Origin of the sequence: Oceanobacillus massiliensis str. N'diop, from assembly GCF_000285495.1 — a bacterium.
Taxonomy (GTDB): domain Bacteria; phylum Bacillota; class Bacilli; order Bacillales; family Amphibacillaceae; genus Oceanobacillus; species Oceanobacillus massiliensis.
The window spans coordinates 573,133-590,380 of sequence record NZ_HE610977.1 but is presented as its reverse complement, the minus strand read 5'-3'; the positions used below and the strand labels follow the sequence as shown (position 1 = coordinate 590,380).

Here is a 17,248-nt window from a genome sequence, read left to right as displayed (position 1 = left end):
ATACTGGAATCGGGGTAGTGAGCGTGAGCGGGCTGCTGGTGGCGACAAGGGGAGCGTTGGGAAGGGAAATGCTGATATCTATGAGAATTATGCTGATGTTCACAGGAAAATAGCTGATGTTCACATGAAAATGGCTGACGTTCACAAAATAAATGCTGATGTTCACAAATTTTTTCAGCTTATAAAATTTTAGGTTAATTACAGCAGGATTATTGCAAATTAAATAGAATTGTACTTATAGTAAGAAATAAAACTGAATATAGAAAGGTTGTATCATAGTGATTGTTAAACCCCTCGAAGTATCCAAGCATATTTTGCAGATGGAGGCACTAAACAGAAGGTTACCTGCAGTACATCCGCTCAAAGAAACAGTTAACGGCCAAGCTCGCATCTTAAGGGCGGGACACAATGGCGAAGCAGCCCTCCAATTTCCGCTTGATTTTCTCTCCTATGATGATTTCCTCATTTTTTACCACTTGAGAATTCCCGATGCAAATGGTTATTTCCAAATTGACGCATTACTTCTCTGTAATAATTTCATACTGATTATTGAGGTGAAAAACATTGATGGGGAAGTATATTTTGATGATATGGGTCAATCAGTCCGTAAAAAGGAAGGAAAGGAAGATTCTTTAACAAACCCCATTGAACAGATCAAGCTCCAGCACGTAAGACTCCTGCGCTGGCTCCGCAATTTCGATTTCCCAGCAATACCGATTGAAAAAATTGCCGTATATACTCAAAAAACACTCCTTAAAGATTTTACTAGTGAAAAGACAATTAAAAATTCAGTAATGCGAATGGATAAGCTGCTTTCTAGAATTGAAGAAATTCAGCTTGAATATACAAAAAGCTGTTTAACAGATAACCAGGTAAATGAATTGGCCATCCACTTACTTTCAGCACATACAGATGAAACGCTTCATGTCTTAGATAAATATAAAATATCCTTTGAAGAACTGCTAAAAGGCGTTATCTGCCCGATCTGTATGGCTGTTCCAATGATAAGAGCTGGCGGTAAATGGAAATGCAATGTTTGTCAGCAAACATCCAAAACGGCACATCGGAAAGATTTAGATGATTATGCATTGCTAATAAATGAATATATAGGCAATAAGGAAACAAGAGATTTTTTACTGCTGGCATCGGTTAATATAGCAAAGAATCTGTTGAACGAATACCCGAAAAGAGGAAATAACAGCGGTCGAAAATACTACTTAAAATGAAAATGCCGATGTTCACAAGAGAAAGGCTGATGTTCACAAGAGATATGCTGATGTTCACAGGAAAATAGCTGATGTTCACAATTAATCGGGCGCAAAATTTAAATAGAGGACGCGCCGCCCAGCTTGCATCAGCCCCGCACCCAGCACCCTGCCTAGCATCGAGCCACTCATCAAGCCCAAGCCCCACGCCCCATTCCCCAAAAACCAAAAGAAGACCAGCTGCGGCTGATCTTCTTTTCACATTATTCGTAGCTTTTTACCAGCTGGTCAACAAGGGAACCGACATAGTCAACTGCTACTTTAATTGTATCTGGTTTGGACATGTCGACACCGGCCTGCTTAATCAGGTCAAGCGGCTTTTTGGTTCCTCCTGCTCTTAGGACATCAAGCCAGCTGTCGACTGCAGTTTTTCCTTCTTCTTTGATTTTTTGAGCGACTGCTGTTGAGACTGTCAGCCCTGCTGAATACGTGTATGGATAAAGACCCATGTAGTAATGAGGCTGTCTCATCCATGTGAGACCAGCTCCTTCGTCAAATGCTACCTCATCACCCCAGAAATTTTCCAATGCTTCACGCTTTTCTTTGCAAAGTACATTTGCTGTTAATGGAACTCCCTGTTCTGCAAGGTCATAGATACGGCGCTGGTACTCAGCCTCGAGCAAGTGAGTTACAAAGTTGTGGTAGTAGGTACCTAGCAGCTGTGTGATCACCCAGCGCTTCATTCTAACATCATCCGTATTGTTCAATAGATGCTCCGCTAAAAGCAGCTCGTTTAATGTTGATGGAGCCTCAACAAAATAAGTGGAAGGGCGGGTATTGATAAGGGATTGATGCTTCCCTGCAAGGTAGAAATGACCTGCATGTCCAAGTTCATGGGCAAGGACGAATGCACCGCGCATTGTGTCTGTCCATGTAATCAGAATATAGGGATGGACACCGTATGGACTTGAACAGAATGCCCCATTTGCTTTGCCGATATTATCAGCACGGTCAATCCAGCGTTCGGCAATTCCTTTTTTGATAATTTCCGTATATTCGGGTCCCATTACTTTTAATGCTTCAACAATCGTTGCTGTAGCATCCTCATAGGTAGTTTTAGGATTGAATTCCGGATCGAGCGGTGCTTTTAAATCGCTGTACCGAATTTCATCCAGACCAAGTTTTTCCTTTTTCAGCTTGATGAAGCGGCGCATATGGGGAGCAAGCTCCTTTTGGATGACTTCCAGCTGGTTATGGTACATTTCTTTGGTAACCTGCTGTTTAGCCAGTAGGAAGTCTGTGACAGACTCATATTTTCTGAGTCGGGAAAGCGTAATCTGTTTCGTTATTTCTGTCGCATAGGTTGCAGCAAATGTATTTTTATATTGATTCAGTGTTTTGGTAAAAGAATCATATGCGGCTCTGCGTGTACTGGTATCAGGTGAGAATTCATAGCGATCTTCATACAGGGCTGCTGACATTGGAAGTTCGACCCCATCCGGATTTTTAATCGAATCAAACTCCATATCTGAAGAAGTGCTGCGCTGATAAATCATATATGGTGCATTATGTACTTCGCTGAGTGCAGCTAGGGCCTCTTCAATTTCGGGCGCTAATGTATGGGCCTTATCCTCCATCAGATCATTTAGCATTTTGTAGTAGTTTTTCAATTGTGGCTGTTCTTTTAGAAACGTTTCTATTGTTTGGTCGGAAAGTGTAAGCAATTCGGATTGGAAGAATGATAGTTTCGCATCGACGAATGCTAAAGCTGCAGACATTTTCGATGAATCCCTTTGATTATCAGGATCTGATCCATCTGCGCTAAAACGCAGACCTGCATAGGCAGCAACACGGACGACACGCTGCTGATAGGTTTCAAGTGCTTTTATTGCTTGCAGTAATGTGCTGGAATTAGAGGTGAGCTTCCCTTTGTAGCTTGTGATGTCAATAATGTCTTCCTGTATACTGGTAAGTTCATTCTCCCAGGCTTCATCTCTAGGGAATAGATCGGTTAAATTCCATGTTTCCTCCTGTGCCGTTTCGGAGCGACTGGATCTTGTCGTAGTAGAAATTGTCATAGGTAAACTCCTTTGTAATTTATATTTCTAATTCTATTAAGTATAATATAAATATAACAATAATAATAGAACTTTCTGATATATCCAAACGAAAAAAGGCAGCTATAATCATAGCTGCGGGTAGAATTTATAGGATTGTTGTAGTACAGTTCTATTAAAGTATTCCAATTTCATCTGAGTTACACATTAATTGAGTCTGCAGCTGCGATTATCTTGCGGGGTGATCACATTCGTCGCAAACATTTCCGTAGCAGTCAGCTTTCTCATGGATCATGTCTTCACCGCATTGTGTGCATTTCTTTTTAGGCAGGTTTCTGAAAAACTCAACAACACTGATCATGTGTATCCTCCTTTTGCAATTGTTTTGGAACTTGAAACTATTGTATTATAACAGTATTCATGTTGTCAATACTGTGTTACAACAAAATTTGATTTAGGAGTGATTTAATATGAAATTGACCGTTATTGGCTGCTGGGGAGGCTATCCGGCAAGGGATGGCGCAACTTCATCTTATTTACTTGAAAAAAATAATTTTTCATTGCTGATTGATGCTGGCAGTGGTTCATTATCCAAATTGCAGAATTATAGAGATGTATCCGAGCTTGATGCAGTTATTCTTTCCCACTACCATCACGACCATATTGCAGATATTGGTGTGCTTCAGTATGCAAAGCTAATACAATTCTATGTAAAAAATTCAGATTCAGTATTGCCAATTTACGGGCATACAAAGGATCTTGAAGAGTTTGAATCCTTAAGCCATGAATATACAAAGGGTATGCCATACGATCCTGAACAGGAATTAAAAATCGGGCCATTTACGATCCAGTTTCTTGAAACGGTTCATCCTGTTCCATGCTATGGAATGCGGATAACAGATGGAGAAAGCGTCATTGTGTATACAGCAGATTCAAGCTATAAGGACGAGTGGAAAGACTTTGCGGAAAATGCTGACTTACTGATAACGGATTGTAATTATTATGCTGGACAAGATGGATCGAAAGCAGGACATATGAATAGTGAAGAAGGGGCAAAAATTGCCAAGAATGCCGGTGTGAAGACATTGGTGCTCAGTCATCTTCCACAGTTTGGCAATCTTGACCAGCTGGTGGAAGAAGCAAAACAGTACTATCATGGAACAATCAGATTGGCTGAAGAAGGAATGGTCTGGCAGTCCTAGGACTGTCAAGCTATTTCCTTTGATAACTTTGAATTTTTGAATTAAACTGGGGTTAGAAAGTGAATTGGAGGAGGAGCCAAAAACATGAAGTTTATCGATAATAAAGGGATTACAGACCCTATGGTCAACCTGGCCATCGAAGAATACATTTTGGAAAACTTTGGTGAGAAAGATACATATTTACTATTTTATATTAATCAGCCGTCCATTATCATCGGACGAAACCAGAATACAATTGAAGAAATCAACACAGATTATGTCGATGAAAAAGGAATTAAAGTGGTGCGCCGCTTGTCGGGCGGTGGTGCTGTATACCATGATGAACAAAACCTTAACTTCAGTTTTATTACTAAAGATGATGGAAACAGCTTTCAGAACTTCGCTAAATTTACCCAGCCGATGGTCGAGGCCATCAATCAATTAGGGGTTCCTGTAGAGATGCAGGGCCGCAATGATCTGGCAGTGAACGGACGGAAGATTTCTGGAAATGCAATGTTCTCTACAAAGGGCCGCATGTTCAGCCACGGGACATTGATGTTTAATTCTGAACTGGAAGAACTGACTAAAGCGCTGAAGGTCAAGAAGATCAAAATTGAATCAAAAGGTATCAAATCGATCCGGAGCCGCGTAGCAAACATCTCAGAATTTCTCAAGGAAAAAATTACGATGGAACAGTTTAAAGAAACCATCTTAAAACACGTCTTTAATGTCGATGATGTAAGAGATGTTCCACAATATGTCCTCACGGATGAAGATTGGGAAAATATTTCGGAGATCTCGAAAAAGCGTTATCAGCAATGGGAGTGGAATTATGGGAAATCTCCAGCATTTAATGTGCAGGAAACCTATAAATTTGATGCAGGTCTCGTAGATGTTCGTTTGGACGTGAAGAAAGGGATAATCGAAAACTGCAAAATCTATGGAGATTTCTTCGGAATTGGCCAAATAGAAGAGCTTGAAGAAAGACTGAAGGGTGTTCGTCATGAACGCAGAGCTATAGAAGAAGCACTTGAAGATTTCGAAGTGTCACATTATCTAGGGAGAATTTCAAAAGAAGATTTTATTAATCTTCTATATTGATTATCAAGTCCACTGCCATCACAGTGGACTTTTTTATACAACAATCTTCCATCAATCAATTGCCAATAATAATGTTAGCGCTTTCTATTGAAATGAGAGAAGGGTTCTTCTATAATAACAATATACGGAAAATTAAAAAGTTTCCGTATTGACGATTAACAATTCCGATAACATTAAACAAATTTATGAATGAGTATTCATTCAGAAAAGGAGGATTGTAAATGAATTTAAGTGAAAAGTTATTCCATATCGCCAAGGAAAATCCACAAAAAGTTGCCTATATCTTTCAAGATAGGGAGACAACATATTATGAGTTGGAAGCTTCTGTGCAGAGGTTTGCCTCCAGCCTTATAGAGCTTGGCTACCAAAAGGGGGATCATATCGCACTCGTTGCGGGAAACAGTCCCCACTTTATAATTGGCCTGTATGGAGCGTTAAGGGCAGGCGCGGTGGTGATTCCGATTAATCCGTTGTATACCACTTCAGAGCTGTCTTACATTATTCAAAATGGGGATGTAAAAGGTATCATCACAATGGATGTAATCCTTCAAAAGTTCTTGCCAATCGCAGGTGAGCTGACAAAAGTGGAACATTACATAATTTGCGAAAGTGGTAAAGAGACAGCCAATGATTTCACAAGCAGCATCATCAAACCGAAACTGTATTCATTCACCCGCTTTGTGAGCGGTGGCAGCTCTGTGTTTGAAGAGCCGAAATTGGCGGGCGAGGATCTAGCCATTATCCTATATACATCAGGTACGACGGGTAAGCCAAAAGGTGCCATGCTAACACATAAGAATCTATACTCCAATGCACAGGATGTTGCTAATTACCTGTCAATCGGCCATAAGGACTGTGTGATAGCTGCGCTGCCAATGTTCCATGTCTTCTGTCTAACTGTAGCCCTTAATGCGCCACTTTTGAATGGCGGAACGATCATCATTCTGCCGCAGTTTTCACCAAAGGAAGTTTTCCGTGCTGCTAAAGAGCATCAAGCAACGGTTTTTGCAGGTGTCCCGACAATGTACAACTATTTGCTGCAAAGTGTCAAAGGCAATCAGGCTGATTTTGCGGATATCCGTCTTTGTATTTCAGGTGGTGCGGCTATGCCAGTCGCATTACTCAAGTCATTTGAACAGGCTTTCAATGTAAGGGTATCAGAAGGGTATGGTTTATCGGAAGCAAGCCCTGTTACTTGTTTCAATCCGCTCGATCGGCCCCGTAAGGCTGGTTCCATTGGCAGGAATATTGTCAATGTGGAAAATAAGGTAGTGGATGAATTTGGTGAGGAGTTAGAACCAGGCGAGGTAGGGGAATTGATTGTTCGAGGTCCGAACGTCATGAAGGGCTATTATAAACTTCCCGAGGAAACAATGCTTGCATTAAAGGACGGCTGGCTTTATACAGGTGACATGGCCCGTATGGATGAGGAAGGTTACTTTTATATTGTCGATCGTAAAAAAGATATGATAATAGTTGGGGGTTATAATGTCTATCCACGGGAAGTGGAAGAAGTGCTGTATTCGCATCCGAATGTAACAGAGGTTGCGGTTGTCGGCGCTCCACAACCAGAAACTGGTGAGGAAGTCATGGCATTTGTGGTAGTGGACAATCCTGAAGTTACAGCAGAAGCTTTGACTGATTTCTGTACATTACATTTGGCAAAATATAAAATTCCCATGACAATTGAATTTTTAGAGGAACTGCCTAAAAATACCACTGGTAAAATCCTTAGGAAAAACCTAAGGGATCAAATTACCAAACCATAAATGAAGATGATAGTCGCGAGTTTTGTCATATTGATTGGCAAAACTCTTTTTTAATCGATTATAGGCAGCTTACCCAACCGCTCAAATAATGGAATAATATATTTTTTCTAAAAATTTAGTTTATATGTATCATTTGATAGTTTGTTGTGGTAAATTAATAGATAAGCCACTTTCTTTTTATTTTTTCGGAAAGGAAGAATCGTATATTTATGAAAAACTATTATTTCACAACCCATGAAATAACACCTGTTACAATGGCCGTCATTGCCAAGCGAAATCCGGAAGGGGAAAATGTGACTTATGTGATCGAGGAAGACACAGAGTATGTTTTGGATCAAACCCCTACAAAGATTATTGACGAAGCATGCCGGTTCTTCGGATCCAGCCTCAAAGGCAGACAGGACGGGACACGCGACATTTGCGGTATTACACATAAAGCACCAATCTCCATTGATCCTTCCAGCGGGATGTACTTCTTTCCCACTTCTTCTCCCAGTAACCCAAAGTGTGCATGGATTGCCCATTCACATATTGACAAGGTCAGCAGGGCCAATAATCAGCAGACGGAAATCCAATTTAAAAATGGAAGCAGGGTCGTACTAGATATTTCATATGGCTCCATGCTGAATCAATTGCAGCGGACTGCACAATTTCGCTTTCAGCTCGATAACAGGATCAAATTTTTGCAGCAGTATTCTCCTGCTGATATGATTGCAGAACCTTCAACGTAAGCTCCTGAACAATGGCCGCCACCTTATTGCGGATGGCAGGATTAAAGTAATTCCGTTTCTCTTCCCGGCCTTGACATAGAAAGAGAAACGATGAGAAGGAGTCATTCTTATTGAGTGTTACAATTTTCATGTTCTTCTTTCTCATCAACGTCTTTAAATTTCTCCGTTCGAAGGCCGCTTCCGTTTCCATTTTCTCCAGAGTTCTCACATGAAATTCCTTCAGTTTAGAGGCACTATTTTGAGCGTGACCGATATCCTGCCTGATTACAACCATCGCCATAGACAGAAAAAGGAAGCGGGTGGCCAATTCCAATTCTTCGTCTGTTAGATAGCGCATACTAACAACACCTTTCTGTAACATAGAACGTTTGTTCGATTATCTTATTATATGACAAAGTTGCATAAAATACACTACTTAATTTAAAAATACAGAAATAAAAAGAAAGTGGCCGATTTTTTCTTAAAACTATGCAATTTTTCCTGTTTAATTTAAAATATAAATAAGATTAACTTATGAAGTCGTTCATGTTACGAGGAGAATCCAACTAAATGTACCTATTAAACATTACTTTCTCCAACTGGAAAACAGCTCTTGAAGAGGATGGGTTGGAAGAAGTTATACAGCAGCTATTGAACCAGTATGAAGGTTTGGGGCCATTGCCCGGAATTATTTTTCCATTTATAGAAGCCTTTTTGCCTTTTTTGCCGCTCATTGTGTTCGTGTTGGGTAATGCAGCGGCTTACGGATTATTGGAGGGATTTCTTTTCTCTTGGCTTGGCGCCAGCAGTGGAGCAATTGTTGTGTTTCTGCTGATACGAAGGCTGGGCAATACGAAGTTCCTTAAAAAAGTAAGAAGGAATAAACAGGTGACGCGTGTCACTGCATGGGTGGAACGCCATGGATTCGGGCCGATGTTTCTTTTGCTCTGTTTTCCGTTTTCACCGTCAGCGATTATCAATGTTGTGGCAGGCTTGTCGAAAGTAAGCACACAACAGTTCATCCTTGCTGTTCTTTTGGGAAAGACAGTAATGATATTCTCGATTTCCTACGTTGGTTCAAGTATTATGGAATTTGCCCAGAATCCCGTTAAAACGATTGTTGTTGGAATAGGAATAGTCCTTTTCTGGATGCTGGGCAAATACCTCGAACAAAGATTGAAAAAAAATGCGAAATAAAGGCGTTCTGAAGGTGAATATAGGTTAAAAGTGCTTCTCCATGGGTATTATAAGAGTAGATAATAACCTGGAGGAAGATATAATGAGAAAATACAATTATCGCAGATTGATTTTTTTAGTCTTGTTTGCAGTCGTGCTTGCGGTAATTTTACGATCGACAATCTTTGCAAGCTATATTGTCGATGGCGAATCGATGGAACCTACGTTATATGATGGTAATTTACTAATGGTAAATAAAGTGGTATATGATTTGAAGGATGTCGATCGGTTTGATGTTATTGTTTTTCATGCAAATGAGGAAGAAGATTACGTGAAACGGGTAATTGGATTGCCTGGCGATGAAATCGAATACAAAAACGATCGGCTGTATGTAAATGGAGAATTTGTGAAAGAAGATTTTCTGGATGCATATGTTCAGGCAAGTGATTCCCGGCCATTTACAGATAATTTCACGCTTAAAGATACAACTGGCGAACAAAAAGTGCCGGAAGAACGGCTTTTTGTCATGGGAGATAACCGGGGGGACAGTCTGGACAGCAGATCCTTTGGTTTTATATCGCTTGAACAGCTTGTTGGGAAAGTGGATGTGAAATATTGGCCATTATCACAGGCGAAACTCAGCTTCGGCAATTAATATATCTGTTCTAAACAGAAGGATATTTTTACCGGGGTTTATGAACGTGCTCAATGATAGAGCTTCTATCTTATTTTTGTTAAAATAGATAGAAGCTCTATTTAGTTATGATCGATCATTAATGTAGGGGGTAAACAATGGGACTTCGATTTATTACCGGAAGATCCGGTACAGGAAAAAGTGGAAGAACATTGGATGAGATAAAAGAGAAGTTGCTGGATAACCCTCAAGGGTCCCCCATCTTTTATATCGTTCCAGATCAGATGACATTTCAACAGGAATTTGCATTATTTAATGATGAGAATATACAAGGAAGCATCCGAGCCCAGGTGGTAAGCTTTTCCCGTCTGGCGTGGAGAATATTACAGGAGACTGGCGGCGGGACAAGACAGTTTATCAGTTCGGTAGGAATCCAAATGATGCTCCGAAAGATAATCGAGGAAAAAGAAGGGGACTGGCAGGTCTTTCAAAAGGCTATGGAAAAACAAGGCTTTTTGAATCAGTTGGAGACAATGATAACTGAATTTAAACGTTATCAGGTTACACCAGAGGTATTAAGGCTGCAAATGGAGCATTTGGATCAATTTGTACATAAGACCCCTGGTGAAGTGGCATTAATGAATAAATTGGATGATCTCCTTTATATATATGAAAAACTGACTGCTGTTCTCCAGTCTAATTACATTGATAGCGAAGACCAATTGCAGCTGCTGGCAGAGAAAATCAGTGAATCGACATTACTGGAAGATGCACATATCTATTTAGATGGATTTCACAGCTTCACTCCAAAGGAATTGATTGTTGTGGAGGCATTGATGAAGAGGTGTCATTCGGTAACCGTCACCCTCGCATTGGATAATCCAAACGAGGAAATCTCCGAGCTTGACCTATTTTATCAGACAACAGAGACCTACCATATATTAGAACAGATTGCGATGGAAAATCGAATTACTGTCGATGAAAGAATTATTCTTGATCCCAAAAAAGGCAGATATCGGGAACGACCATATTTCGCTCACTTGGAGAAGAATTTTGATGTAAGGCCGTTACCCGAATTTCAGGGAGAGGTCCCAATTAAAATAGCAGAAGCCGTACATCCGCGCGCAGAAGTCGAGGGGGCGGCCCAGGAGATTCTGCGCCTAGTGGAAGAGGAGGAATACCGTTTTCAGGATATCGCTGTGTTTATCAGGCAGACAGATGTCTATCATGACTTGATCCATACCATTTTTGATGATCATGGCATCCCGGTTTTTATTGATGAAAAGCGCACTATGCTCAACCATCCATTGATTGAGTTTATTCGTTCCCTGCTGGATGTTGTGGAGGGGAATTGGCGATATGATGCGATATTCCGTGTCCTGAAAACAGGCTTTATCCCATCCACAGACAAGGAATGCCCATTAACAAGTGATGCAATCGATGAATTGGAAAATTATGTGCTGGAATATGGGATACGTTCCCGTGAACGATGGTTTGGGACAGAGGAATGGAAATTTCAAAGATTCCGTGGTTTTGATCAGGCGACACAAACCGATGCGGAGAAGGATACACAGAACCGAATCAATAAATATCGATATCAGGTAACCGAGGCACTGCAGCAATTTGATGAGCAAATTCGTAAAGCTTCTACGATAAGGGAATTAAGTGAAACCACTTATATGCTGCTTGAGGATTTAGGTGTTCCGAGTAGGCTGGAACAAATGAGGGAGCAATATGATGAAAGTGGTGAGGCAGAAAAAGGAAGAGAACAGGATCAAGTATGGAACGCCATTATTCAGTTGTTTGATGAGATGGTGGAAATCGCTGGCGACGAGGAAATGAAATTATCAACCTTCCATTCCACGTTGGAGGCGGGCTTTGAGACGCTTAAATTCGCCCATGTTCCACCAAGCATGGATCATGTTATCGTCGGTACAATTGACAGATCCAGAATGAGTGGCGTCAAATGTGCATTCCTGCTTGGGGTTAACGAAGGTATATGGCCAATGAAGCCACCAGGTGATGGCATGATTAATGAAGAAGAGCGGGAAATGCTTGCCGGAAATGGCATACGGCTGGCAGACAGCGGTAAGCGGCAGCTGCTGGATGACTGGTTTTATATGTATCTTGCATTTACCGTAGCCGAGGACAGACTGATGATCAGCTTTCCGCTCAGTGATGAGGAAGGAAAGGCGAAAATGCCATCACAGCTTATTAAGCGTGTAGAAAGCTTATTTCCAACATGTACCGCCCATCTTCTGCTGCAGGACCCGGATGAACTGATAGATGCAGAGCGTTTTATAACCACACCGGTAAAAACCAGATCTGCACTGACTGCCCAGCTCGCGAGAACCCGTAAAGGGTATCCGGTAAAACCGGTATGGTGGGAGGTATTCAACTGGTATGTGCAAAATCAGCCGAAATACAGTACAACCTATACGACCCTGCAAAGTTTATACTACGAGAACAAGCCTATCAATCTGGCAGCTGAAACGGTGGAGGAACTCTATCCGAAGCAAGTGAAGGCTAGTGTCAGCAGACTGGAAACATATTATAAATGTTCCTATCAGCACTTTGCCAAATATAGTCTGAAGCTGGATGAACGCAAAACCTATAAGCTGGATGCACCCGATATTGGTCAGCTTTTCCATGAAGCTTTAAAGACCATTACGGAATGGATCCAAGTGGATGGAAAGGATTTTGCCCAGCTGACCAAAAGGGATACAGATGGTTATGCACAAAAGGCAGTACATCATCTGGCACCGATCTTGCAGCATCAAATTCTTCACAGTTCCAATCGATATAAATATATTCAGCAGAAACTGCAGGAGGTTATTGCGAGGGCTGCCTATATATTAAGCGAACAGGCAAGGCAGAGCCATTTTTCACCAGTTGGGCTGGAGCTTGGTTTCGGTGAAAGAGAAAAGCTGCCGCCGCTGAGCATGCAGCTGCCAAACGGATATGAGCTTTTGCTGCGGGGGAGAATTGACCGAGTGGATAAAGCTTTAAATGAAGAATCATTATTTTTGAGAATCATAGATTACAAATCAAGCGCCAGAGGCTTAAATCTAATTGAAGTTTATTATGGGCTGGCACTTCAAATGCTTACCTATCTGGATGTTGTGCTGACACATTCCGAGCAATGGCTTGGTTCAAAGGCAACACCTGCTGGGGTACTGTACTTCCATGTGCACAATCCGATGATCTCAGGTAATCAGAAGATGAGCGATAATGAGATAGAAGAAGAGATCTTCAAAAAATATAAAATGCAGGGACTGCTTCTTTCCAATGAAGAAGTCGTAAAAATGATGGACCAGTCATTGGAAAGTGGAACGAGCCAAATTGTACCGGCGGGTGTTAAGAAAAATGGCGGATTCTATAACTATTCCAAAATTGCCGACAATGAAACCTTTAGTGATTTGCAGCTCCATATCCAGCGCTTAATAAGGCAAGCAGGGATAGATATGACAAATGGCGGGGTGCATTTAAACCCATATCAGCATAAGCAGAATATCGCGTGTACATTCTGTCCGTTCCATTCTGTTTGCCAATTCGACCCAGTGCTGGAGGAGAATAATTACAGAAAACTGGCAGATATGAAGGATGATACCATTTTGACCAAGCTAAGAGAGGAGGAAACTATTGATGGTTAATTGGACAAAGGAACAGGAAGAGGCCATTTATTCAGCTGGCAGTGATATTCTCGTTGCAGCAGCTGCAGGATCTGGAAAGACGGCTGTTTTAGTTGAGAGAATTATTCAGAAACTATTAAATAGCCAAAACCCGGTAGATATCGATTCACTGCTGGTCGTTACATTTACCAATGCATCGGCACAGGAAATGCGAAACCGTGTGGGCACCGCGCTTGAAAAGGCCTTGGCAGAAAATCCTGCCTCTATTCATTTGAGGAAACAATTATCACTGCTGCAGAGGGCTTCGATCTCAACCCTTCATTCATTCTGCCTTGATGTGGTGAGAAAATATGCATATATGATTGATATCGACCCATCGTTCCGTATTGCAGACGATATGGAAGGAGATTTAATCAAACAGGAAGTGCTCGATGATCTATTTGAGGAATGGTATGGTGCCGAATCGGAAAATCAGCAACATTTTTTTGCTGTGGTGGACCGTTTCTCGAATGATCGAAGCGATCTGGAGGTTGAGAATCTGATTCTTGATTTATATACATTTGCCACCCAAAATCCTTGGCCGGAACACTGGCTGGATCAGCTGGCTGAATCGTATAATATTCCAGAAGATTGGCATGAGGAAGATATATCATGGCTCGGAATGATTAAACATGAAGTGAATAATCAATTTGACGCAATGAAACAGGAAATGGAGCTGGCACTTAATTTAACGAGGGAAAATGATGGGCCATATCATTACGCCGAAACAATCGATGCCGATATGGCACTTCTGCAGGAAGCGTTGCAGCATGCCGGCTCCTGGGAAAATCTGCAATCTTTTATGACGAACAGTACTTTCAAGAAATTGTCCAGTAAACGTGCGGATTGTGACGAAGCTAAGAAAGAAAAGGTTAAGAAATTAAGGAAAAGCTATAAGGATCGCTGGGACGGAATGATCAGCAAATGGTTCAGCAGGGATTTGAACAGCCATATCACGGATATGAGAGAAATGGCGCCGGTCATTAAACAGCTGACAGAGCTTGTAAAGCAGTTCAAATCAAAATTCACCGAGCATAAAAGGGAAAAAGCCCTCGTTGACTTTTCTGATTTGGAGCATTTATGTCTGCAACTGCTAGTCGATGAAACAACGACAAAGGATCACATTATTCCATCCACAGTAGCGATCCAATTTCAGAAACAGTTCAGTGAAGTGCTTGTTGATGAATATCAGGATACAAACCTGGTCCAGGAAACCATTCTTACCTTGATAAGTGACAGGACAGGCTCCGGCAATATGTTCATGGTAGGGGATGTAAAGCAGAGCATTTACCGTTTCCGCCATGCCGAGCCAACACTATTTATCGAGAAATATAAACGCTTTGCAAGAGAAGATGAGGCGTCAAAGCGCATTGATCTGGCAAGCAACTTCAGAAGCCGTGAGCAGGTGCTGTCAGGGGCCAATTATATTTTCAGACAGCTCCTTGACGAAGAACTTGGAGAGATTAATTATGATTCAGATGCTGAACTGATCTATGGGAATAAGATGTATAATGAGATGCCATATGATCAGCCAGACCCGGAACTGCTGATTATCGACCGGGAAGCAGGCGATGAAAGGGAAGAAGCATCTGAGGACGAAGAAAACTTTCAGGATCTGGAAAAAGCTCAAATAGAAGCCAGGGCCTATGCAGAAAAAATAAAAACATGGATCGGTCTGAAAGAAGAAAGCAGTCCAATGCAGGTTGTGGACAAGGGAACACAAGCACAGCGCGATCTTCAATACCGGGATATTGTCATCCTAATGCGTTCTATGACATGGGCGGCAACGATAGCCGATGAACTGAAAAAGCAAGGAATTCCTGTATATGCTGAGCTATCAACTGGTTATTTTGAAGCTATTGAAGTAAAGGTAATGATCAGTCTGCTAAAAGTAATCGACAATCCGCGGCAGGATATTCCGATGGCGTCTGTTCTGAAGTCACCGATTGTTGGACTAAATGAAGATGAACTTGCTTCCATACGGCTGGCGGATAAGCAGAATACCTTTTATGAAGCAGCAACAAAATATAAGAAGCAGCATGTGAATGCCACAGCAGATAAAGTAGAGCAGTTTCTGAATCAATTAAATCAATTTCGCCTCGCATCCAGACAGGGCGCACTCTCGGAATTGATTTGGGATATTTACCGGGAAACAGGCTATTATGATTTTGTAGGGGGTATGCCTGGAGGACGTCAGCGGCAGGCCAATTTAAGGGCACTCTACGATCGCGCCAGAGGTTACGAGTCAACATCCTTCCGTGGTCTATTCCGCTTCTTGCGATTTATTGAAAGAATGGAAGAGCGTGGAGATGATTTAGGGTCCGCCCGTGCACTTAGCGAGCAGGAGGATGTTGTCCGGATTATGACAATCCATAAAAGTAAAGGACTTGAGTTTCCGGTTGTCATTTTGGGGGCAATGGATAAAGAATTCAATCAACAGGATCTGAGACAAAAATACTTATTGCATAAAGATATGGGATTTGCCAGCAAGTATATCGATCCGATTAAACGAATCACCTATCCCACTTTATTTTACCATGCGCTCAAACAGGAAAAATTAAGAGAGCTTTTGGCTGAGGAAATGCGGGTGCTTTATGTCGCCTTAACAAGGGCAAAAGAAAAGCTGATCATGGTTGGATCAGTAGCATCCTTGGAGAAAAAACTTCAGAAATGGCAGAAGATGATTGACCATTCCGAATGGGTTCTGCCAGCGCATTATCGTATGGAGTCGAAAACCTATTTGGATTGGGTCGGTCCATCTCTAATCCGTCATCAGGAAACGGCCGGCCTCCGTACAGAAGAAATAGGAGATGCTGTGCTGACTGAAATCCATGCAGATCCATCAAGATGGGATGTATCGATTATCCATGCCAGTGAACTGACGAATTTGGAAGAGACAACCCAGGAATCCGATTTGAATCTGAAGGAAAAGATTGTCAATTGGCAGCCAGTTGAATGGAGAGATCCGGAATTACAGGATTTTGTTCATAAACGGTTATCCTATCAATATCCCTACCAGCAGGCAGCCGGTTCACGCGCAAAGCAAACCGTCACAGAACTTAAACGTCAGCGTGAAATCAAGGATGAATATAGTGATGATCAGCTTGTTCAATCCTTTAAGGCTCCAATTGTGAAACGCCCGAATTTCATGCAGACGGAGAAAAAGATTACTTCTGCTGAAAAGGGTACAGCTATGCATACGGTTATGCAGCATTTGCCGATGAAGAAGGCTTTGACAAAAGCGGAGATAGCAGAACATGTGGAACGCTTGGCAGACAAGGAGATTCTGACAAGAGTGGAAGCGGATATCGTGGATGCTGGAGTAATTGAAAAGTTCTTCGGGTCAGAGATTGCCCAGATTATGATGCAAAGTTCAGAACTATATCGAGAAGTTCCATTCAGCCTTAGTTTGCCGGCAAGTACCGTATATGCCAATTGGCAAAGTGAAACAGATGAACAGGTTCTGATACAAGGTGTCATCGACTGTGTCATTCCGAAAGAGGATGGCTGGATCATCCTTGATTACAAGACAGATGCAATCGCAAATGAGATCACAAACAAGGTGCGTGAACAGCTTGTGAAGCGATATGAAACACAGATGACACTCTACAGACAGGCTCTCGAAGAAATTTGGAAGCAGCCAGTAAAAGAAACCTATCTGTATTTCTTCTCCAAACAATTATTGATAGAACTGCCGAAGTAAAGGATATAATCTAATATCGCCAGCTTTCTGTTTAAAGACAG

The 17,248-nt window shown here is 41.7% G+C and carries 12 protein-coding genes; 9 read left to right on the top strand and 3 right to left on the bottom strand.

Going from position 1 to position 17,248, the window contains the following annotated elements; all coding sequences use genetic code 11:
• Positions 1-278: 278 nt before the first annotated feature.
• On the top strand, positions 279-1,226 hold the full coding sequence (locus OMHG_RS08445) for a nuclease-related domain-containing protein (protein WP_010650072.1): 948 nt from the start codon (positions 279-281) through the stop codon (positions 1,224-1,226).
• 242 nt (positions 1,227-1,468) lie between these two features.
• Here OMHG_RS08445 and pepF read toward each other — a convergent pair whose 3' ends face one another.
• Together pepF and yhfH are read right to left on the bottom strand one after the other, a co-directional pair.
• Positions 1,469-3,283 carry an oligoendopeptidase F gene (gene pepF, locus OMHG_RS08440; RefSeq protein WP_010650071.1) on the bottom strand — a complete coding sequence of 605 codons (1,815 nt, stop codon included), beginning with the start codon at positions 3,281-3,283 and terminating at the stop codon, positions 1,469-1,471.
• A 208-nt stretch (positions 3,284-3,491) separates the two neighbouring features.
• On the bottom strand, positions 3,492-3,623 hold the full coding sequence (yhfH, locus tag OMHG_RS17890) for a protein YhfH (protein ID WP_010650069.1): 132 nt from the start codon (positions 3,621-3,623) through the stop codon (positions 3,492-3,494).
• 109 nt (positions 3,624-3,732) lie between these two features.
• On the opposite strand from yhfH, the gene OMHG_RS08435 reads away from it, so the two are divergent.
• The 4 genes from OMHG_RS08435 to OMHG_RS08420 all read left to right on the top strand — a co-directional run bounded on the left by OMHG_RS08435 (position 3,733) and on the right by OMHG_RS08420 (position 8,044).
• The gene (locus OMHG_RS08435) at positions 3,733-4,464 is read left to right on the top strand and encodes an MBL fold metallo-hydrolase (RefSeq protein ID WP_010650068.1); all 732 of its coding nucleotides are present in this window, start codon (positions 3,733-3,735) and stop codon (positions 4,462-4,464) included.
• 84 nt (positions 4,465-4,548) lie between these two features.
• Positions 4,549-5,544: a lipoate--protein ligase gene (locus OMHG_RS08430; RefSeq protein ID WP_010650067.1), complete on the top strand. Its 996-nt coding sequence runs from the start codon at positions 4,549-4,551 to the stop codon at positions 5,542-5,544.
• Between the two features lie 221 nt (positions 5,545-5,765).
• Positions 5,766-7,313 (top strand): fatty acid--CoA ligase family protein, encoded by a 1,548-nt coding sequence (locus OMHG_RS08425; RefSeq protein WP_010650065.1) that lies wholly within the window; start codon positions 5,766-5,768, stop codon positions 7,311-7,313.
• A gap of 209 nt (positions 7,314-7,522) precedes the next feature.
• Positions 7,523-8,044: a competence protein ComK gene (locus tag OMHG_RS08420; protein ID WP_010650064.1), complete on the top strand. Its 522-nt coding sequence runs from the start codon at positions 7,523-7,525 to the stop codon at positions 8,042-8,044.
• On the opposite strand, the gene OMHG_RS08415 is transcribed toward OMHG_RS08420, so the two are convergent.
• Positions 7,989-8,381, bottom strand: a complete 393-nt coding sequence (locus OMHG_RS08415; protein WP_010650062.1) for a YhjD family protein — start codon at positions 8,379-8,381, stop codon at positions 7,989-7,991. The genes OMHG_RS08420 and OMHG_RS08415 overlap by 56 nt on opposite strands.
• 212 nt (positions 8,382-8,593) lie before the next feature.
• Here OMHG_RS08415 and OMHG_RS08410 point away from each other — a divergent pair, with 212 nt between their 5' ends.
• The 4 genes from OMHG_RS08410 (at position 8,594) to addA (ending at position 17,207) form a co-directional block, all read left to right on the top strand.
• The gene (locus OMHG_RS08410; protein WP_010650060.1) at positions 8,594-9,220 is read left to right on the top strand and encodes a TVP38/TMEM64 family protein; all 627 of its coding nucleotides are present in this window, start codon (positions 8,594-8,596) and stop codon (positions 9,218-9,220) included.
• Between the two features lie 82 nt (positions 9,221-9,302).
• Positions 9,303-9,854: a signal peptidase I gene (gene lepB / locus OMHG_RS08405; protein ID WP_010650058.1), complete on the top strand. Its 552-nt coding sequence runs from the start codon at positions 9,303-9,305 to the stop codon at positions 9,852-9,854.
• Between the two features lie 137 nt (positions 9,855-9,991).
• Complete coding sequence (gene addB / locus OMHG_RS08400) at positions 9,992-13,486, top strand: helicase-exonuclease AddAB subunit AddB (protein ID WP_010650057.1); 3,495 nt, start codon at positions 9,992-9,994, stop codon at positions 13,484-13,486.
• Entirely contained in the window at positions 13,479-17,207 is a 3,729-nt protein-coding gene (gene addA / locus OMHG_RS08395; RefSeq protein WP_010650055.1) for a helicase-exonuclease AddAB subunit AddA, read from the top strand. Before addB ends, addA begins: the two co-directional genes overlap by 8 nt.
• The last annotated feature ends 41 nt before the right edge of the window (positions 17,208-17,248 follow it).